Source organism: Streptomyces sp. GLSS-08 (assembly GCF_056387915.1).
Window position 1 is genome coordinate 72,715 of the sequence record NZ_JBWJAQ010000011.1, and the last position, 16,134, is coordinate 88,848.

The window sequence follows — 16,134 nt, forward strand, 5'->3', positions numbered from 1 at the left end:
CCGTCTTCTGCGACACATCCGGTTACGTACACAACACTACGGCCGCGACGCCCGTCGAGGGCACCGCGGCCGGAGCAGCGTTCACTACTACTTGCGCTTGAGCGCATCCATGGCGCGCGCGGTGACGTCCTCGACCTTGCCGAGCGCGGTGATCGTGACGACCAGGCTCTGCGCCCGGTAGTAGTCGATGATCGGCTCGGTCTGCGTGTGGTAGACCTCGAGTCGCTTGCGGACGGTCTCCTCGGAGTCGTCGTCGCGCTGGTACAGCTCGCCGTCGCAGACGTCGCAGACGCCTTCCTTGACCGGCTTCTTGTACTCCACGTGGAACACGTGGCTCGAGTCCTTGCGGCACACCCGGCGGCCGGCGATGCGCTTGACCACCTCGTCCTCGGGGACCTCCAGGTCCAGGACCGCGTCCAGCTTCATGCCCTCGGCCTGGAGCATCGTGTCCAGGGCCTCGGCCTGGCGCACGTTGCGCGGGAACCCGTCCAGCAGGAAGCCGTTCTCGGCGTCCGGCTGCTCCATGCGGTCCTTCGCCATCGCGATCGTGACCTCGTCCGGCACCAGGTTGCCCGCGTCCATGTAGGACTTCGCGAGCTTGCCCAGTTCCGTCTGCCGGCTGATGTTGGCGCGGAACAGGTCGCCCGTGGAGATGTGCGGGATCGACAGGTTCTGGGCGAGGAACGCGGCCTGCGTTCCCTTGCCGGCACCGGGCGGCCCGACGAGGACGATTCGCATCAGCGGAGGAACCCTTCGTAATTGCGCTGCTGAAGCTGGCTCTCGATCTGCTTCACCGTCTCGAGACCGACACCCACGATGATCAGGATGCTGGTGCCGCCGAACGGGAAGTTCTGGCTTGCCCCGAAGCCAACCAACGCCATCGTCGGTACGAGAGCGATCAGGCCCAGATACAGCGAACCCGGCCAGGTGATCCGGTTGAGTACGTAGCTGAGGTACTCAGCGGTCGGCCTGCCAGCCCGGATGCCCGGGATGAAGCCACCATACTTCTTCATGTTGTCCGCGACTTCCTCGGGGTTGAACGAGATCGCCACGTAGAAGAACGCGAAGAAAACGATCAGAAGGAAGTACATAGTGATGTAAATCGGGTGGTCGCCCTTGGTCAGATTCTGCTCGATCCACGTCTTCCAGCCCGAGGTGCCGTTCGAGAACTGGGCGACCAGGGCGGGAATGTAGAGCAGCGACGACGCGAAGATGACAGGAATCACACCTGCCTGATTCACCTTCAACGGGATGTACGTGGACGTACCGCCGTAGGACCGGCGACCGATCATGCGCTTCGCGTACTGGACCGGGATGCGGCGCTGGGCCTGCTCGACGAAGACCACCAGACCGACCATGACCAGACCGACCAGGATCACGGTGCCGAACTCGATCCAGCCGTCGGCCAGCGAGCCCTGCTGCTTGATCGCCCACAGGGCGGCCGGGAAGCTGGCGGCGATCGAGATGAACATCAGGATCGACATGCCGTTGCCGATGCCGCGGTCGGTGATGAGCTCACCGAGCCACATGACGACGGCCGTACCGGCGGTCATCGTGATGACCATGGTGATGGTCACGAAGATGGACTGGTCGGGCACGATCTGGTTGGCGACGGGGCAGGTGCTGAACAGCGCACCGCTGCGGGCGGTGGCCACCAGGCCGGTGCCCTGCAGGATGGCCAGCGCCACCGTCAGGTATCGGGTGTACTGCGTGATCTTCGAGGTGCCGGCCTGACCCTCCTTCTTGAGGGCCTCGAGACGCGGGATCACCACAGTCAGCAGTTGGAGGATGATGCTCGCGGTGATGTACGGCATGATGCCGAGCGCGAAGATCGTGATCTGCAGCAGCGCGCCACCGCTGAACATGTTGACCAGACCGAACAGACCCTGGCTGCCGCCTTGCGACGCCGCATCGATACAGGTCTGGACGTTCTTGTAGTCGACTCCCGGGATCGGGATGTGGGTACCGACCCGGTAGACCACGATGATGGCGAGCGTGAACAGCAGCTTCTTGCGCAGGTCGGGCGTCCTGAACGCCCGGGCGAACGCGGTGAGCACGGTGCCTCCTGCGACCCCCGCGTATCGTCGCGTGAGGTGATGGTCAAAAGGGATGATGGCCTGTCAAACGAGATTACGGCACCGCAGCAACGCATTGGGTACCAGCGGCACAGCCTACCGATACCGACGGCATCTCGGAACGACGATCTCCGCCGAAACACTCGGCCACTGCTGCGGACCGCGCATACGCCGACCGGGGATGCCTCGTGGAGGCATCCCCGGTCGGGTCGTTCAGGTCAGCGAGACGTCGGGTCAGACGAGCTCGGTGACGCTACCGCCGGCGGCGGTGATCTTCTCCTTGGCGGAGCCGGAGACGGCGTCGACCGTCACCTGCAGCGCCACGGAGATCTCGCCCTGGCCGAGGACCTTGACGAGGCTGTTCTTGCGAACGGCACCCTTGGCGACGAGACCCTCGACGGTGACCTCGCCACCCTCCGGGTACAGCGACGCCAGCTTGTCGAGGTTCACGACCTGGAACTCGGTCTTGAACGGGTTGCGGAAGCCCTTCAGCTTCGGAAGACGCATGTGGAGGGGCATCTGGCCACCCTCGAAGCGCTCCGGAACCTGGTAGCGGGCCTTCGTGCCCTTGGTACCACGACCAGCCGTCTTACCCTTCGACGCCTCACCACGACCCACACGGGTCTTGGCGGTCTTGGCGCCCGGGGCGGGACGGAGGTTGTGGATCTTGAGCGGGTTGTTCTCCGCCATGATCAGTCGACCTCCTCAACCGTCACGAGGTGGCGGACGGTGTGCACCATTCCGCGGAACTCGGGGCGGTCCTCCTTGACGACCACGTCGTTGATCCGCTTGAGGCCAAGCGAACGAAGGGTGTCTCGGTGGTTCTGCTTGCTGCCGATGTAGGACTTCGTCTGCGTGATCTTGAGCTGAGCCATGATTACGCACCCGCTCCCGCACGCGCACGCAGCAGAGCCGCGGGGGCGACGTCCTCGAGGGGCAGACCGCGGCGGGCCGCGATCTCCTCGGGACGCTGCAGGCCCTTGAGGGCCGCCACGGTCGCGTGCACGATGTTGATCGCGTTGGACGAGCCGAGCGACTTCGACAGGATGTCGTGAACGCCGGCGCACTCGAGCACCGCACGCACCGGGCCACCGGCGATAACGCCGGTACCGGGGGAAGCAGGCTTGAGCAGGACGACGCCCGCGGCCTTCTCGCCCGTGATCGGGTGCGGGATGGTGCCCTGGATACGGGGGACCTTGAAGAAGTGCTTCTTGGCCTCCTCAACACCCTTGGCGATGGCGGCCGGCACCTCCTTGGCCTTGCCGTAACCGACGCCGACGGTGCCGTCACCATCGCCCACCACGACCAGCGCGGTGAAGCTGAAGCGACGACCACCCTTCACAACCTTGGCGACGCGGTTGATCGCGACTACGCGCTCAACGTACGCGGTCTTCTCGGCGGCAGCAGCGCCGCCGTCACGGCCCTTCCGGTCCCGCCGCTCGCCGCCACCGGCACCGCTTCCGCGGCGCTGGGGTCCAGCCATTGGAATTACCTCTCTCTGTTTCCGCTAGCTACGCGCCAACGATTTTTGTCGCTGACGCGACGGGCGACTCAGAACTTGAGTCCGGCTTCGCGGGCGGCGTCCGCCAGAGCGGCAATGCGCCCGGCGTACTGGTTACCACCACGGTCGAATACGACAGCCTCGACGCCGGCGGCCTTGGCGCGCTCGGCGACCAGGGCGCCGACCTTGCCGGCCTGCGCCGACTTCTCGCCCTCGCCGCGGATCGACGCGTCCAGGGTCGACGCCGACGCCAGGGTGTGACCCTTGATGTCGTCGATGACCTGGGCCACGATGTGGCGGTTGGAGCGCGTCACGACCAGGCGCGGACGCTCGGCCGTACCCGAGATGTGCTTACGGATCCGGATGTGACGACGCTTGATGGCAGCACGCTTGTAAGCGTCGCCCTTAGCAATCTTGACACCGTATGCCATGGCTTACTTACCCGCCTTTCCGACCTTGCGGCGGATGACTTCGCCTTCGTACTTGACGCCCTTGGCCTTGTACGGGTCGGGCTTGCGCAGCTTGCGGATGTTGGCCGCAACCTCGCCGACCTTCTGCTTGTCGATGCCCTCGACCGAGAAACGGGTCGGAGCCTCCACCTTGAAGGTGATGCCCTCGGGCGCCTCGACAGTGATCGAGTGGCTGTAGCCGAGCGAGAACTCCAGGTTGGAGCCCTTCGCCAGGACGCGGTAACCGACACCGCTGATTTCGAGCTTCTTCACGTAACCCTGGGTCACGCCGGTGATCATGTTCGCCACCAGCGTGCGGGACAGGCCGTGGAGGGCCTTGTTCTGACGCTCGTCGTTCGGGCGGGTGACGTTCAGAACGCCGTCCTCACCCTTAGCGATCTCGATCGGCGCCGCGATGGTGTGGGAGAGGGTCCCCTTCGGGCCCTTCACCTGCACCGTACGGCCGTCGATGGTGACGTCCACGCCGGCGGGAACCGTGATGGGGAGCTTGCCAATACGCGACATAGCTGTTTCCTCCGTTCCCTTCCGCTACCAGACGTAGGCGAGAACTTCTCCGCCTACGCCCTTCTTGCCGGCCTGCTTGTCGGTGAGGAGCCCGTGGGACGTGGAGATGATCGCCACGCCGAGGCCACCCAGCACCTTGGGCAGGTTGGTGGACTTCGCGTACACCCGGAGACCGGGCTTGGAGATCCGCTTGATGCCCGCGATGGAGCGTTCACGGTTCGGGCCGAACTTCAGCTCGAGGACGAGGTTCTTGCCGACCTCGGCGTCCTCGACCTTCCAGCCGGTGATGAAGCCCTCCTGCTGGAGGATCTCCGCGATGTGCGACTTGATCTTGCTGTGCGGCATACCCACGGTGTCGTGGTACGCCGAGTTCGCGTTACGCAGACGCGTAAGCATGTCTGCGATCGGATCAGTCATGGTCATGAATTGGCCTTCGGCCTCTCTCGCCGGGGTTTCCTGTATGCGCCATCCCTCTCCCCACTCAGTGGCGGGACGGGTGCGGTGCGGGGACCTACGGCGTAGTAAGTCGTACGGGCGGTCAGACGCCCAACCCTCCTAGCCTAAGCCATGGAGAGCTGGGCCCTGACCGAACCTCTACTTACCGAGAGCTTCCGGAATCCCGAAGTAGGGGATTACCAGGAGCTCTTGGTCACGCCCGGGAGCTCGCCACGGTGAGCCATCTCACGAAGGCACACGCGGCAGAGGCCGAACTTGCGGTACACGGAGTGCGGACGGCCGCAGCGCTGGCAGCGCGTGTAGCCACGAACGCCGAACTTGGGCTTACGAGCAGCCTTGGCAATCAGAGCCTTCTTCGCCATCTCGCTTACGCCTCCTTGAAGGGGAAGCCGAGGTGACGGAGAAGGGCACGGCCCTCAGCGTCGTTGGTCGCCGTGGTGACCACGGTGATGTCCATACCCCGGACGCGGTCGATCTTGTCCTGGTCGATCTCGTGGAACATGACCTGCTCCGTGAGACCGAAGGTGTAGTTGCCACGGCCGTCGAACTGCTTGGGGGACAGACCGCGGAAGTCGCGGATGCGCGGCAGCGCGAGCGACAGGGTGCGGTCCAGGAACTCCCACATGCGGTCGCCACGGAGCGTGACGTGAGCACCGATCGGCTGACCCTCACGCAGCTTGAACTGCGCGATGGACTTGCGGGCCTTGGTGACGGCCGGCTTCTGACCGGTGATCGTGGTCAGGTCACGGACGGCACCGTCCATGAGCTTCGAGTCACGGGCGGCGTCGCCGACACCCATGTTCACCACGATCTTGACCAGGCCGGGGGTCTGCATGACGTTCTCGTACGAGAACTCCTCCTGCAGCTTGGCCTGGATCTCCTCGCGGTACTTCGTCTTGAGACGCGGAGTGGTGGTGGTAGCCATCAGATGTCCTCACCCGTCCGCTTGGCAACGCGGATCTTGTTGCCCTCGTCGTCGAAGCGGTAACCGACACGCGTGACGACCTTGTTGCCGTCCTTCTCCACGACGAGCTGAACGTTGCTCACGTGGACAGGGGCCTCGGTCGTGACGATGCCACCGGCCTGCGAACCCTTGGCGGTCGGGCCGGCCTTGGTGTGCTTCTTGACCCGGTTGACACCCTCGACCAGGACGCGGTCCTCGCGGGGGTAGGCCGCGATGACCTTGCCCTGCTTGCCCTTGTCCTTACCGGTGATGACCTGAACCAGGTCGCCCTTCTTGATCTTCATGCTTACAGCACCTCCGGCGCGAGCGAGATGATCTTCATGAACTTCTTCTCGCGCAGCTCACGGCCGACCGGGCCGAAGATACGGGTGCCGCGAGGGTCGCCGTCGTTCTTCAGAATGACGGCGGCGTTCTCGTCGAAGCGGATGTACGAGCCGTCCGGACGGCGGCGCTCCTTGACGGTGCGAACGATGACCGCCTTGACGACGTCACCCTTCTTCACGTTGCCACCGGGGATCGCGTCCTTGACGGTGGCGACGATGACGTCACCGATGCCCGCGTAGCGGCGACCGGAGCCACCGAGCACACGGATGCAAAGGATTTCCTTCGCACCAGTGTTGTCGGCGACACGCAGTCGCGACTCCTGCTGGATCACGTCTATCTCCTGATTGTCTGCCGGTTCCCGGCAGGGGCTGCCTCTTCACGAGGCGGAGCCCCTGCCGAGCCTGGCGGAACGAACCCGAGGGGCCCCCAGATTTTCCGGGGCCTCAGGTGTGTCGTTGGAATCCCCTCGCGGGGATTTCCCTACTTGGCCTTCTCGAGAATCTCGACGACGCGCCAGCGCTTCGTCGCGGACAGCGGCCGGGTCTCCATGAGGAGGACACGGTCGCCGACGCCCGCGGCGTTCTGCTCGTCGTGGGCCTTGAGCTTGTTCGTACGGCGGATGACCTTGCCGTACAGCGCGTGCTTGACGCGGTCCTCGACAGCGACGACGACGGTCTTGTCCATCTTGTCGCTGACGACCAGGCCCTCACGGGTCTTGCGGAATCCGCGCGTCTCGTTGGTCTCAGTCACGTTGCTCTCGCTCATCAGGCGCTCTCCACCGTCTCGATGCCCAGCTCGCGCTCACGCATCAGGGTGTAGATCCGCGCGATGTCCTTGCGGACGGCCTTGAGCCGCCCGTGGTTCTCGAGCTGACCGGTCGCCGCCTGGAAGCGGAGGTTGAACAGCTCTTCCTTGGCTTCGCGAAGCTTCGCAAGAAGCTCCTCGTCACCCAGTTCGCGCAGCTCGGACGCCTTGGTACCGGCCGACATCACGCTTCACCTGCCTCGCGCTTGACGATCCGGCACTTCATCGGCAGCTTGTGGGCTGCGCGAGTGAGCGCCTCACGCGCAATCTTCTCGTTGGGGTAGGACAGCTCGAACATGACCCGGCCCGGGTGCACGTTCGCAACCCACCACTCGGGAGAACCCTTACCGGAACCCATGCGGGTCTCGGCGGGCTTCTTCGTCAGCGGGCGGTCCGGGTAGATGTTGATCCAGACCTTGCCGCCACGCTTGATGTGGCGGGTCATCGCGATACGCGCCGCCTCGATCTGGCGGTTGGTGACGTACGCCGGCGTGAGGGCCTGAATGCCGTACTCGCCGAACGAAACCTGCGTACCGCCCTTGGCCTGACCACGGCGCTTCGGGTGGTGCTGCTTGCGGTGCTTGACCCTACGGGGGATCAGCATTTCGGTCAGGCCTCCGTTCCGGTGCTCTCAGCCGGAGCGGCAGCGGCGGCGGGAGCCTCGGCCTTGGGGGCCTCGGCAGCCGGCGCGGACTGCTGCTGCGGCTTGCGGCCGCGACCGCCACGCTCGCCGCCACGGCCACCACGGGCCGGGCGGTCGTTGCCGCCGCCACGGGCCGGGCGGTTACCCGCACGGGCAGCGGCGTTCTCGGCGCGGACCTCGGCGATGTTCTTGACGTCGCCCTTGTAGATCCAGACCTTCACACCGATGCGGCCGAAGGTCGTCTTGGCCTCGAAGAAGCCGTAGTCGACGTTCGCGCGGAGCGTGTGCAGGGGCACACGGCCCTCGCGGTAGAACTCCGAGCGGGACATCTCGGCGCCGCCGAGACGGCCACCACACTGGATCTTGATGCCCTTGGCGCCGGCCTTCATCGTGCCCTGCATGCTCTTACGCATGGCGCGACGGAAGGAGACGCGGGAGGACAGCTGCTCGGCAACGGCCTGGGCAACCAGCTGAGCGTCGGTCTCGGGGCTCTTGACCTCGAGGATGTTCAGCTGGACCTGCTTGCCCGTGAGCTTCTCGAGGTCGCCGCGGATGCGGTCGGCCTCGGCGCCACGGCGGCCGATGACGATGCCGGGACGCGCGGTGTGGATGTCCACCCGCACGCGGTCACGGGTGCGCTCGATCTCAACCTTCGAGATGCCGGCGCGCTCCATGCCGGACGTCATCATCCGACGGATGGCGACGTCTTCCTTGACGTAGTCCTTGTACAGCTTGTCGGCGTACCAACGGGACTTGAAGTCCGTGGTGATGCCGAGCCGGAACCCATGCGGGTTAACCTTCTGGCCCATTACCGGGTTCCTTCCTTGCTGCTGACGACCACGGTGATGTGGCTGGTCCGCTTGCGGATCCGGTAGGCGCGACCCTGGGCGCGCGGCCGGAACCGCTTCAGGGTCGGGCCCTCGTCGACGTACGCCTCGGAGATGAAGAGGCTGTCGGCGTCGGTGTGGTCGTAGTTGTGCGCGGCGTTGGCAATGGCGCTGTCAAGCACCTTGCCGACCGGCACGCTCGCGGCCTGCGGGGCGAAACGCAGGACCGCCTGAGCCTCCGTGGCATCCATGCCACGGATAAGGTCCACCACGCGGCGGGCCTTCATGGGCGTAACGCGGATGTACCGCGCCTGGGCCCTGGCTTCCATGGTTGTCCTTCCAGTGTCTGTCATGGTCATTCCACCCCGCGTTAGCGGCGCTTCGACTTCCGGTCGTCCTTCACGTGACCCCGGAAGGTGCGCGTCGGCGAGAACTCGCCGAGCTTGTGGCCGACCATCGACTCGGTGACAAACACCGGAATGTGGGTCTTGCCGTTGTGCACCGCGATCGTGTGGCCGAGCATGGCCGGGATGATCATCGAGCGACGGGACCAGGTCTTGATGACGTTCTTGGTACCGGCTTCGTTCTGAGCGTCCACCTTCTTTACAAGGTGTCCGTCGACGAAGGGTCCCTTCTTGAGACTGCGCGGCATCTAAACCCGCTCCTAGCGCTTCTTGTTCGTCTTGCGGCGGCGGACGATGTACTTGTTCGAAGCCTTCTTCGGCGAACGAGTACGACCCTCCTTCTGACCCCACGGCGAGACCGGGTGGCGACCACCGGAGGTCTTGCCCTCACCACCACCGTGCGGGTGGTCAACCGGGTTCATCGCCACACCGCGAACGGTCGGGCGGACGCCGAGCCAGCGCTTGCGGCCGGCCTTGCCCCAGTTGATGTTCGACTGCTCGGCATTGCCGACCTCGCCGACGGTGGCGCGGCAGCGCACGTCGACCAGGCGGATCTCTCCGGACGGCATGCGCAGGTGGGCCATCTGGCCCTCCTTCGCGAGCAGCTGCACGGAGGCACCGGCGGAGCGGGCGAACTTGGCACCGCCACCCGGACGGAGCTCGATCGCGTGGATCGTGGTACCGACCGGGATGTTGCGGAGGGCCAGGTTGTTGCCCGGCTTGATGTCGGCCCCGGGACCGTTCTCGACGCGGTCACCCTGCTGCAGGTTGCGCGGGGCGAGGATGTAGCGCTTCTCGCCGTCCGCGTAGTGCAGCAGCGCGATGCGCGCGGTGCGGTTGGGGTCGTACTCGATGTGCGCGACCTTCGCCGGCACGCCGTCCTTGTCGTGACGACGGAAGTCGATCACGCGGTAGGCGCGCTTGTGTCCGCCACCCTGGTGGCGAACGGTCACACGACCGGCGTTGTTACGGCCGCCCTTGCTGTGCAGCGGGCGGACCAGCGACTTCTCCGGCGTGGACCGCGTGACCTCGACGAAGTCGGCGACGGAGGAGCCACGGCGGCCCGGCGTCGTCGGCTTGTACTTGCGGATTCCCATTTCTCAGTCCTCGTCCGATATTCGGACCAGGGCGCTCCGTTAGGAGGCCTGGCCGAAGATGTCGATACGGTCGCCCTCAGCGAGGGTCACGATCGCGCGCTTGCTGTCCGCACGCTTGCCGAAGCCCGTCTTGGTCCGCTTGCGCTTGCCCTGACGGTTGATCGTGTTGACCCCGGTGACCTTGACCGAGAAGACCGCCTGGACGGCCTCCTTGATCTGCGTCTTGTTGGCGCCGGGCGCGACGATGAAGGTGTACTTGCCCTCATCGAGGAGCGCGTAGCTCTTCTCCGAGACGACCGGCTTGAGCAGCACGTCACGGGGGTCCGTGAAGGACTTGCTCAGCGGGGTCTCGACGGTGTTCTTGCCCTCGGTGGCGTGGCGCTTCGCCTTGGCGACGCGCGCTGCCTTGGCGACCTTGGCGGCCTTCGAGGCGATGCTCGGGTGACGCGTAGCCATCAGGCTTCGCTCCCTTCGGTGTCAGCAGCCGACGACTGCGGCGCGCCAGACACGAAGGACTCGAAAGCGGCCTGGGTGAAGACCACGTCGTCCGAGACGAGAACGTCGTACGTGTTCAGCTGGCCCGGCTCCAGGATGTGCACCTGGGGCAGGTTGCGCGCGGAAAGCAGCGCGGCCTCGTCGGAGCGCTCGATGACCAGGAGCACGTTCTTGCGCTCGCTGACCTTGCCGAGGAAGCTCTTCGCGGCCTTGGTGGAGGGGGTCTCGCCCTCGATCACGCCGGTGATGACGTGGATGCGAGCGTTGCGGGCCCGGTCGGTGAGGGCGTGGCGCAGGGCCGCGGCCTTCATCTTCTTCGGGGTCCGCTGCGAGTAGTCACGCGGCGTGGGGCCGTGGACGACACCACCGCCGGCGAACTGCGGCGCACGGGTCGAACCCTGGCGGGCGCGGCCGGTGCCCTTCTGGCGGTAAGGCTTCCTGCCACCACCGCGGACCTCGCCACGACGCTTGACCTTGTGCGTGCCCTGACGGGCGGCGGCCAGCTGCGCGACGACGACCTGGTGAAGCAGCGGGATGCTGATCTTCTCGACGTCGAAGATCTCGGCCGGGAGCTCTACGGTCCCGGCGTTGTCGCCGGAGGGCGACAGAATGTCAATGGTGCTCATAGTCCTCAGGCCCCCTTGGCCGCGGTGCGGACCAGGACGAGGCCGCCGTTCGGACCAGGAACCGCGCCCTTGATAAGGAGCAGGCCCTTCTCCGCGTCAACGGCGTGAACGGTCAGGTTCTGGGTGGTGACCCGCTCGTTGCCCATGCGACCCGCCATGCGGAGGCCCTTGAACACACGGCCCGGGGTGGCACAGCCACCGATGGAGCCGGGAGAGCGGTGCTTGCGCTGGGTGCCGTGACCGGCGCCGAGGCCCTTGAAGTTGTGACGCTTCATGACACCGGCGAAGCCCTTGCCCTTGCTCTTGCCGGTCACGTCCACCTTGACGCCGGCCTCGAAGGTCTCGGCGGTGATCTCCTGGCCGAGGGTGTACTCGCTGGCGTCAGCGGTACGGATCTCGACGAGGTGACGACGGGGGGTGACGTCGGCCTTGGCGAAGTGACCCTTGAGGGGCTTGTTCACCTTGCGCGGGTCGATCTCGCCGAAGGCGATCTGGACCGACTCGTAGCCGTCGGTGTCATTGGTGCGGACCTGGGTGACGACGTTCGGGCCGGCCTTGACGACGGTGACCGGAACAACACGGTTGTTCTCGTCCCACACCTGCGTCATGCCGAGCTTCTCGCCCAGGATGCCCTTGATCTGCTTAGCCATCTTCAGATCACCGGCCTTCAGAGCTTGATCTCGATGTCGACACCGGCCGGGAGGTCGAGTCGCATCAGAGAGTCAACGGTCTTGGGGGTCGGGTCGAGGATGTCGATCAGGCGCTTGTGCGTGCGCATCTCGAAGTGCTCGCGCGAGTCCTTGTACTTGTGCGGCGACTTGATGACGCAGTACACGTTCTTCTCAGTGGGCAGCGGCACCGGGCCCGCGACCGACGCACCAGTACGCGTCACCGTCTCGACGATCTTCTTCGCCGAGCTGTCGATGACCTCGTGGTCGTAGGCCTTGAGCCGGATGCGGATCTTCTGTCCCGCCATGGCTACTCAGTAGTCCTTTGTCTCGAATAAACGCTCTGGTACCCGGGAGGTTCGCGTCCCTGCCTCCGACCCACGCGGTCGGGCGTGTCGCGTCCTCGCTGACAAAGATCTCCACGAATGGAATTCCCTGCCGAGGGACGCGGCCCAAGGACCGCAGGACCGGGGGCTGAACACCCACCGGGCGCCTGGCCGGCACCCCGCTGACACTTCCCGGAAGATTCCCGTACGTCCGCTCCAGCGCTGCCTTACGGCAGTTGGGGCGACGAGTACTGTGGGACTCGCTTCCGGTCCTCCCGGCGGGAGGCGCGCAGCATCGGCACTCGACCGAGCAACCCCGCTAGTCTGCCATACGGGGCATGTCGCTGGCCAATCGAGCCGAGGACTTTACCCCGAAGGTGACGCAGGTCAAACCCTGCCGGGCTCAGGCAACCGCTGAGACCTCGCCGCACACAGCGACTCCTTGCTGCGTGACGAGGTTCACGGGGCGGTGAGCGCGGCTGCGGGTACGGGGCGTCGACAGGTCCTCTCGTCGTACTTCCGCACAGAACCCCTGCAAGATCATCGCCACCTCCTGCCGGTACTCGCACCGGAAGCGCAACTGTCCGTGGAGGACGTTGCGTTGCTCCGCTTGCACTTGTGATGATGTGCCGCATGTCTGAGCACGGGGGCAGGGCGACAGAACCGCCGCAGACCGGCGTCCGCAGGTCGAGTCTCGCCGCATACGCGGAAATGGCCGGAACGCCGAGGGGATTCCCTGACGCGGGCAGCCGACGAGGGGAGAGACCCGAGGCTGCCCCTCCGGAAGCCCCAGTGCTCGTTCCTCCCGCCGCGCCGACGCCGGGCGAGCCGCATCCTCCCGGTGAAGACCCACTGCTCGTCGAGCGGCGTCTCAGGTACGCCACGTTGCTGGACGAATTCCGGCGAACACCGGTCCTGGTGCCCCTGGGTGAGGGCCAGGGGCCCGATGATGAGCGCGGCATGCTGACCGCCGACCTCAATGGCGTCCGCTTCATCCTTGCCTTTTCGGACGAGCAGGCTCTGGCGCGTTACGCCCTGGCCCGTGAAGAGTCCCACCGTGAGTGGGCCTTTCAGACCGTCCTCGGCTCGCGCCTGCTGGATGTGGCCGTACCAGCGGCCGGAACGGCGTGCGGCGTGGCGCTGGACTGTGCGGACGGACCTGACGGCGGTGCGGTCTTCCCGCCGGTGCTGGGGATTGTGCCCGTCGAGGCCGCTGTCGATGGGTCCGGGAGGGAGAACCGATGAGCGACGAGGGCAAGGACCTCAGGGCACAGGGTCTCGGTCTGATCGCCAAGGGTTTGACCGACGCGCTCGGTGAGCTGAAGGAGCTGGGCATGGTCGGTGAGGCCGGCGCCGGTCGCGGCTTCGGGGACGTGTCCCTCTCCGGAATGGAACTGGGCCACGAAGGGCTGGTCGGCGTCTTCACCTCGTTCTGCGAGCGCTGGGAATGGGGCGTCCGCTCCCTCATCAATGAAGGCAACGGGTTCGCGGTGAAGACCGGCCTGTCCGCCGGCACGTACTACGAGACCGAGCAGTACGTCGAGGGCAGTTTCAAGGTTGTCGCCAACGCCGCGATCGGCAACCCCTACGCCTCCGAGGAGGAGGTCACCCGACAGGGCTGGGGCGACATCGCGACATCCGGCGCTTTCGGCGGTGCCGACTACAGCCAGGAGTCGTTCGACCTGGCCGGGGAGAACATCAAACAGGGCTGGAAGGACGCGAGCCGCGATGTGATGACTTCGCGCACCATCGGACCGGTGGGACTCAACCCCGCAAACCTGCACAGCAGCTTCGGCGTATCCGATGCCGAGTACGACCGGACGCTGGATGACACCTTCGGCCCGTCTCCGGAGGAACGCGCCGCGGCGGCTCAGCAGCAACAGGGCAATGGTGAAGGCTGATGGGCGTCTTCGGCGACATAGGCAATGACCTCAAAGGCCTGGGCCGCGACATCAAAGATGGTGTCAACGACGGCTTGGGCGCCATCGAGGACGGCGTCGACGAGGGCAAGCGGCTCGTCGGGGTGGGCGTCGACTGGGGCACCGACAAGGTAGGGGACGGCCTGGACAAGGTCGGCCTGCATGGTGCCGCCGACGCTGTCGAGGACTGGGGCGACGACCTCGCGTCCGATCTCGGTGCGACCCCGGGCGAGCAGCAACTCGGTCAGACTGAGGATCCGGACGAGCTGCTCCACGGCAAACCCGCCAAGATCCGTGCGAGTGCGCAACACCTCAGAGACTTCCACGGAGCCTTCGACAAGGTCGGCCAGGGGATGCGGAAACTCGACTCCTCGCACTGGCGGGGCGAAGGGGGTGACACCTTTCGCCAGAAGTTCGAGCTGCACCCCACGAAGTGGCTCCGGGTGTCGGACGCCTGCGTGACGGCGGCAAGCGCCCTTGACGGTTACGCCGATACCGTCAAGTGGGCTCAGGGGCAGGCCAAGGACGCCATTGACCTGTACAAGAAGGGCAAGAAGGCCTCTGAAGAGGCCGTGCGCGCGTACAACAAGCGCATCGACGCGTACAACGCGAAGGTCAGAGCCGACCAGGATCCGGGGCCGGTGCCCGAACCCTTCAAGGATCCAGGCAGGGCCGACATCCAGGCGGCCCGGGAGAAGCTTGCCGAGGCCCGGCAGCAGCGCAACACGGCAGCCGCGATCGCTCAGGGCAAGATCAAAGCAGCATTGGAACACGCTCCCGCCGAACCACCGCCTCTCGACCGCCTCGGGGGCAACCTCATCGACGGCTACCAGGCCATCGACGTGGAACTCACCCATGTCGTCGGCGGCGCCCTCAAAGGCGGCGCAGGCCTCGTCAACTTCGTCCGCGGACTCAACCCCACCGATCCCTACAACCTGACCCATCCCGCCGAGTACCTCCAGAACGTCAACATGACGCTGACCGGGTTGGTGTCCACAGCCGCACATCCCGAACGGGCCGTCCAGGCGGCGGTGGAGGGATTCAAGAAGGACCCTTCCGAATTTTTCGGCCGTCTCATTCCGGAGGCCATCGGAACGAAGGGGGCAGGCCTCGCCCGCAGTGGCATACGCCTCGGCCTGAAGGAGGGGGTGGAAGCCACTGCGTCGAAGGGCCTCAAATACGGCGACGAGGCGACCGGAGCCGCACCGTCGAGCTGGAGCGACCTGGCTCGCAGCACCCAGCATGTCAAAGAGAAGGCAATTCACTACGACTCGGTGGATCCGAAACAGGCACAGGAGTTCCTGGACGCCGAGTATCCCTGGCTGAAGGACGTGAACAACACCGGGCAGCCCGGATATACGCTGAACTGCAGCCACAACACTGTCACAGTGGACCGCCGACTGGACGGCATCGACGTGAGCGCCGCCCCCAGGCAGGCCGGCGACCACATTCCACCGGAGCAGCTCGGCATGAAGGACAGAGCAAAAGGCCACTATGACATGGTGAACGGATACGACGACATCATCCGTGATCTGCAGGGGCGGGGTCAGGGCTCTCGAAGCGCTGTCTACATCTCCCGCCCGGACGGCACGGCCCATGTCTTCAACGCTGTGAACACTCCCCACGGCGTTGTCTTCCTGGACGGCCAGAGCGGGACACTGGGCATGCTGGAGAAGAACGTCTCTTCCATCGGACACATCCCGTATCGCAATGGAGTTCCCTAGATGCTGACCAAGAATGAAGCAGTGGCCGCGGCCACTGGCTTCTTGAAGAACCTCGCCTTTCCGGACAGGACCAATTCCGTAGTAGTACTCCCGGAAACGGCGATCGAATTTCCATACGGCTGGACCATTCGCTTCGATTTCAAGGAACACATCGAGACGGGGGACCCTGCGCAGGCTCCGTTCACCTCTGTTGTCGTCGTGCCGCATGACGGCACCACTGTCCACTTCGCCCCGACATTCCCTGCGGCAGCGGAATACATGACTCTCCAGGCCGCAGGAAACTGGCCCCCCAAGAAGGGGCACTGAC

At 65.5% G+C, this 16,134-nt stretch carries 27 protein-coding genes; 4 read left to right on the forward strand and 23 right to left on the reverse strand.

Annotated features, from left to right (window positions below):
* Window positions 1–87: 87 nt before the first annotated feature.
* The 23 genes from AC0ZLC_RS20690 to rpsJ form a co-directional block, all read right to left on the reverse strand.
* Entirely contained in the window at window positions 88–738 is a 651-nt protein-coding gene (locus tag AC0ZLC_RS20690) for an adenylate kinase (protein WP_476753453.1), read from the reverse strand.
* On the reverse strand, window positions 738–2,057 hold the full coding sequence (secY, locus tag AC0ZLC_RS20695; RefSeq protein WP_476753454.1) for a preprotein translocase subunit SecY: 1,320 nt from the start codon (window positions 2,055–2,057) through the stop codon (window positions 738–740). Before secY ends, AC0ZLC_RS20690 begins: the two co-directional genes overlap by 1 nt.
* Before the next feature lie 252 nt (window positions 2,058–2,309).
* Window positions 2,310–2,765: a 50S ribosomal protein L15 gene (gene rplO, locus AC0ZLC_RS20700; protein ID WP_356167236.1), complete on the reverse strand. Its 456-nt coding sequence runs from the start codon at window positions 2,763–2,765 to the stop codon at window positions 2,310–2,312.
* 2 nt (window positions 2,766–2,767) lie between these two features.
* A complete protein-coding gene (gene rpmD, locus AC0ZLC_RS20705) occupies window positions 2,768–2,950 on the reverse strand; it encodes a 50S ribosomal protein L30 (protein ID WP_033319647.1) in 183 nt (60 codons plus the stop codon).
* A 2-nt stretch (window positions 2,951–2,952) separates the two neighbouring features.
* Window positions 2,953–3,558: a 30S ribosomal protein S5 gene (rpsE, locus tag AC0ZLC_RS20710; protein WP_006376045.1), complete on the reverse strand. Its 606-nt coding sequence runs from the start codon at window positions 3,556–3,558 to the stop codon at window positions 2,953–2,955.
* 68 nt (window positions 3,559–3,626) lie between these two features.
* A complete protein-coding gene (gene rplR / locus AC0ZLC_RS20715; protein ID WP_121405505.1) occupies window positions 3,627–4,007 on the reverse strand; it encodes a 50S ribosomal protein L18 in 381 nt (126 codons plus the stop codon).
* Window positions 4,008–4,010: 3 nt separating this feature from the next.
* On the reverse strand, window positions 4,011–4,550 hold the full coding sequence (rplF, locus tag AC0ZLC_RS20720) for a 50S ribosomal protein L6 (protein ID WP_121405504.1): 540 nt from the start codon (window positions 4,548–4,550) through the stop codon (window positions 4,011–4,013).
* Window positions 4,551–4,574: 24 nt separating this feature from the next.
* Window positions 4,575–4,973 (reverse strand): 30S ribosomal protein S8, encoded by a 399-nt coding sequence (gene rpsH / locus AC0ZLC_RS20725; RefSeq protein ID WP_010986352.1) that lies wholly within the window; start codon window positions 4,971–4,973, stop codon window positions 4,575–4,577.
* Window positions 4,974–5,182: 209 nt separating this feature from the next.
* Window positions 5,183–5,368: a type Z 30S ribosomal protein S14 gene (locus AC0ZLC_RS20730; protein ID WP_003948630.1), complete on the reverse strand. Its 186-nt coding sequence runs from the start codon at window positions 5,366–5,368 to the stop codon at window positions 5,183–5,185.
* 5 nt (window positions 5,369–5,373) lie between these two features.
* The gene (gene rplE / locus AC0ZLC_RS20735; protein WP_358852952.1) at window positions 5,374–5,931 is read right to left on the reverse strand and encodes a 50S ribosomal protein L5; all 558 of its coding nucleotides are present in this window, start codon (window positions 5,929–5,931) and stop codon (window positions 5,374–5,376) included.
* A complete protein-coding gene (gene rplX / locus AC0ZLC_RS20740; protein ID WP_107904101.1) occupies window positions 5,931–6,254 on the reverse strand; it encodes a 50S ribosomal protein L24 in 324 nt (107 codons plus the stop codon). The genes rplE and rplX overlap by 1 nt, the downstream gene beginning before the upstream one ends.
* A 2-nt stretch (window positions 6,255–6,256) precedes the next feature.
* Window positions 6,257–6,625, reverse strand: coding sequence for a 50S ribosomal protein L14 (rplN, locus tag AC0ZLC_RS20745; RefSeq protein ID WP_003998823.1), 369 nt, complete (start codon window positions 6,623–6,625; stop codon window positions 6,257–6,259).
* Between the two features lie 149 nt (window positions 6,626–6,774).
* Window positions 6,775–7,059 carry a 30S ribosomal protein S17 gene (rpsQ, locus tag AC0ZLC_RS20750; RefSeq protein ID WP_358852953.1) on the reverse strand — a complete coding sequence of 95 codons (285 nt, stop codon included), beginning with the start codon at window positions 7,057–7,059 and terminating at the stop codon, window positions 6,775–6,777.
* Entirely contained in the window at window positions 7,059–7,283 is a 225-nt protein-coding gene (rpmC, locus tag AC0ZLC_RS20755; RefSeq protein WP_003998824.1) for a 50S ribosomal protein L29, read from the reverse strand. Before rpmC ends, rpsQ begins: the two co-directional genes overlap by 1 nt.
* Window positions 7,283–7,702 carry a 50S ribosomal protein L16 gene (rplP, locus tag AC0ZLC_RS20760; protein ID WP_099500627.1) on the reverse strand — a complete coding sequence of 140 codons (420 nt, stop codon included), beginning with the start codon at window positions 7,700–7,702 and terminating at the stop codon, window positions 7,283–7,285. The genes rpmC and rplP overlap by 1 nt, the downstream gene beginning before the upstream one ends.
* A 5-nt stretch (window positions 7,703–7,707) precedes the next feature.
* Window positions 7,708–8,550 (reverse strand): 30S ribosomal protein S3, encoded by an 843-nt coding sequence (rpsC, locus tag AC0ZLC_RS20765; protein WP_476753455.1) that lies wholly within the window; start codon window positions 8,548–8,550, stop codon window positions 7,708–7,710.
* Window positions 8,550–8,897, reverse strand: a complete 348-nt coding sequence (gene rplV, locus AC0ZLC_RS20770) for a 50S ribosomal protein L22 (RefSeq protein WP_003974262.1) — start codon at window positions 8,895–8,897, stop codon at window positions 8,550–8,552. Before rplV ends, rpsC begins: the two co-directional genes overlap by 1 nt.
* 41 nt (window positions 8,898–8,938) lie before the next feature.
* The gene (gene rpsS / locus AC0ZLC_RS20775; protein WP_015035577.1) at window positions 8,939–9,220 is read right to left on the reverse strand and encodes a 30S ribosomal protein S19; all 282 of its coding nucleotides are present in this window, start codon (window positions 9,218–9,220) and stop codon (window positions 8,939–8,941) included.
* A 12-nt stretch (window positions 9,221–9,232) separates the two neighbouring features.
* Window positions 9,233–10,069 (reverse strand): 50S ribosomal protein L2, encoded by an 837-nt coding sequence (rplB, locus tag AC0ZLC_RS20780; protein ID WP_059192905.1) that lies wholly within the window; start codon window positions 10,067–10,069, stop codon window positions 9,233–9,235.
* A gap of 39 nt (window positions 10,070–10,108) precedes the next feature.
* Window positions 10,109–10,525, reverse strand: coding sequence for a 50S ribosomal protein L23 (rplW, locus tag AC0ZLC_RS20785; RefSeq protein WP_388787922.1), 417 nt, complete (start codon window positions 10,523–10,525; stop codon window positions 10,109–10,111).
* Window positions 10,525–11,190 carry a 50S ribosomal protein L4 gene (gene rplD, locus AC0ZLC_RS20790; RefSeq protein WP_358852955.1) on the reverse strand — a complete coding sequence of 222 codons (666 nt, stop codon included), beginning with the start codon at window positions 11,188–11,190 and terminating at the stop codon, window positions 10,525–10,527. Before rplD ends, rplW begins: the two co-directional genes overlap by 1 nt.
* Window positions 11,191–11,195: 5 nt before the next feature.
* Complete coding sequence (gene rplC, locus AC0ZLC_RS20795) at window positions 11,196–11,840, reverse strand: 50S ribosomal protein L3 (RefSeq protein WP_355782961.1); 645 nt, start codon at window positions 11,838–11,840, stop codon at window positions 11,196–11,198.
* Between the two features lie 17 nt (window positions 11,841–11,857).
* Window positions 11,858–12,166: a 30S ribosomal protein S10 gene (rpsJ, locus tag AC0ZLC_RS20800; RefSeq protein WP_003948644.1), complete on the reverse strand. Its 309-nt coding sequence runs from the start codon at window positions 12,164–12,166 to the stop codon at window positions 11,858–11,860.
* Window positions 12,167–13,069: 903 nt separating this feature from the next.
* Between rpsJ and AC0ZLC_RS20805 the strand changes: the two genes are divergently transcribed.
* From AC0ZLC_RS20805 to AC0ZLC_RS20820, 4 genes are read left to right on the forward strand one after another with little or no spacing between them, the layout of a single operon-like run.
* On the forward strand, window positions 13,070–13,429 hold the full coding sequence (locus AC0ZLC_RS20805; RefSeq protein WP_476753456.1) for an SseB family protein: 360 nt from the start codon (window positions 13,070–13,072) through the stop codon (window positions 13,427–13,429).
* A complete protein-coding gene (locus AC0ZLC_RS20810; RefSeq protein ID WP_476753457.1) occupies window positions 13,426–14,085 on the forward strand; it encodes a hypothetical protein in 660 nt (219 codons plus the stop codon). The genes AC0ZLC_RS20805 and AC0ZLC_RS20810 overlap by 4 nt, the downstream gene beginning before the upstream one ends.
* Window positions 14,085–15,827 carry a putative T7SS-secreted protein gene (locus tag AC0ZLC_RS20815; protein ID WP_476753458.1) on the forward strand — a complete coding sequence of 581 codons (1,743 nt, stop codon included), beginning with the start codon at window positions 14,085–14,087 and terminating at the stop codon, window positions 15,825–15,827. Before AC0ZLC_RS20810 ends, AC0ZLC_RS20815 begins: the two co-directional genes overlap by 1 nt.
* A complete protein-coding gene (locus AC0ZLC_RS20820; protein ID WP_476753459.1) occupies window positions 15,828–16,133 on the forward strand; it encodes a YrhB domain-containing protein in 306 nt (101 codons plus the stop codon).
* Window position 16,134 lies beyond the last annotated feature (1 nt).

Coding starts and splice junctions, on each gene's coding strand:
- AC0ZLC_RS20690 (WP_476753453.1), bottom strand. CDS start 738: ATGCGAATCGTCCTCGTCGGGCCGCCCGGTGCCGGCAAGGGAACGCAG.
- rplO (WP_356167236.1), bottom strand. CDS start 2,765: ATGGCGGAGAACAACCCGCTCAAGATCCACAACCTCCGTCCCGCCCCG.
- rpmD (WP_033319647.1), bottom strand. CDS start 2,950: ATGGCTCAGCTCAAGATCACGCAGACGAAGTCCTACATCGGCAGCAAG.
- rpsE (WP_006376045.1), bottom strand. CDS start 3,558: ATGGCTGGACCCCAGCGCCGCGGAAGCGGTGCCGGTGGCGGCGAGCGG.
- rplR (WP_121405505.1), bottom strand. CDS start 4,007: ATGGCATACGGTGTCAAGATTGCTAAGGGCGACGCTTACAAGCGTGCT.
- rplF (WP_121405504.1), bottom strand. CDS start 4,550: ATGTCGCGTATTGGCAAGCTCCCCATCACGGTTCCCGCCGGCGTGGAC.
- rpsH (WP_010986352.1), bottom strand. CDS start 4,973: ATGACCATGACTGATCCGATCGCAGACATGCTTACGCGTCTGCGTAAC.
- AC0ZLC_RS20730 (WP_003948630.1), bottom strand. CDS start 5,368: ATGGCGAAGAAGGCTCTGATTGCCAAGGCTGCTCGTAAGCCCAAGTTC.
- rplE (WP_358852952.1), bottom strand. CDS start 5,931: ATGGCTACCACCACCACTCCGCGTCTCAAGACGAAGTACCGCGAGGAG.
- rplX (WP_107904101.1), bottom strand. CDS start 6,254: ATGAAGATCAAGAAGGGCGACCTGGTTCAGGTCATCACCGGTAAGGAC.
- rpsQ (WP_358852953.1), bottom strand. CDS start 7,059: ATGAGCGAGAGCAACGTGACTGAGACCAACGAGACGCGCGGATTCCGC.
- rpmC (WP_003998824.1), bottom strand. CDS start 7,283: ATGTCGGCCGGTACCAAGGCGTCCGAGCTGCGCGAACTGGGTGACGAG.
- rplP (WP_099500627.1), bottom strand. CDS start 7,702: ATGCTGATCCCCCGTAGGGTCAAGCACCGCAAGCAGCACCACCCGAAG.
- rpsC (WP_476753455.1), bottom strand. CDS start 8,550: ATGGGCCAGAAGGTTAACCCGCATGGGTTCCGGCTCGGCATCACCACG.
- rplV (WP_003974262.1), bottom strand. CDS start 8,897: ATGGAAGCCAGGGCCCAGGCGCGGTACATCCGCGTTACGCCCATGAAG.
- rpsS (WP_015035577.1), bottom strand. CDS start 9,220: ATGCCGCGCAGTCTCAAGAAGGGACCCTTCGTCGACGGACACCTTGTA.
- rplB (WP_059192905.1), bottom strand. CDS start 10,069: ATGGGAATCCGCAAGTACAAGCCGACGACGCCGGGCCGCCGTGGCTCC.
- rplW (WP_388787922.1), bottom strand. CDS start 10,525: ATGGCTACGCGTCACCCGAGCATCGCCTCGAAGGCCGCCAAGGTCGCC.
- rplD (WP_358852955.1), bottom strand. CDS start 11,190: ATGAGCACCATTGACATTCTGTCGCCCTCCGGCGACAACGCCGGGACC.
- rplC (WP_355782961.1), bottom strand. CDS start 11,840: ATGGCTAAGCAGATCAAGGGCATCCTGGGCGAGAAGCTCGGCATGACG.
- rpsJ (WP_003948644.1), bottom strand. CDS start 12,166: ATGGCGGGACAGAAGATCCGCATCCGGCTCAAGGCCTACGACCACGAG.
- AC0ZLC_RS20810 (WP_476753457.1), top strand. CDS start 13,426: ATGAGCGACGAGGGCAAGGACCTCAGGGCACAGGGTCTCGGTCTGATC.
- AC0ZLC_RS20815 (WP_476753458.1), top strand. CDS start 14,085: ATGGGCGTCTTCGGCGACATAGGCAATGACCTCAAAGGCCTGGGCCGC.
- AC0ZLC_RS20820 (WP_476753459.1), top strand. CDS start 15,828: ATGCTGACCAAGAATGAAGCAGTGGCCGCGGCCACTGGCTTCTTGAAG.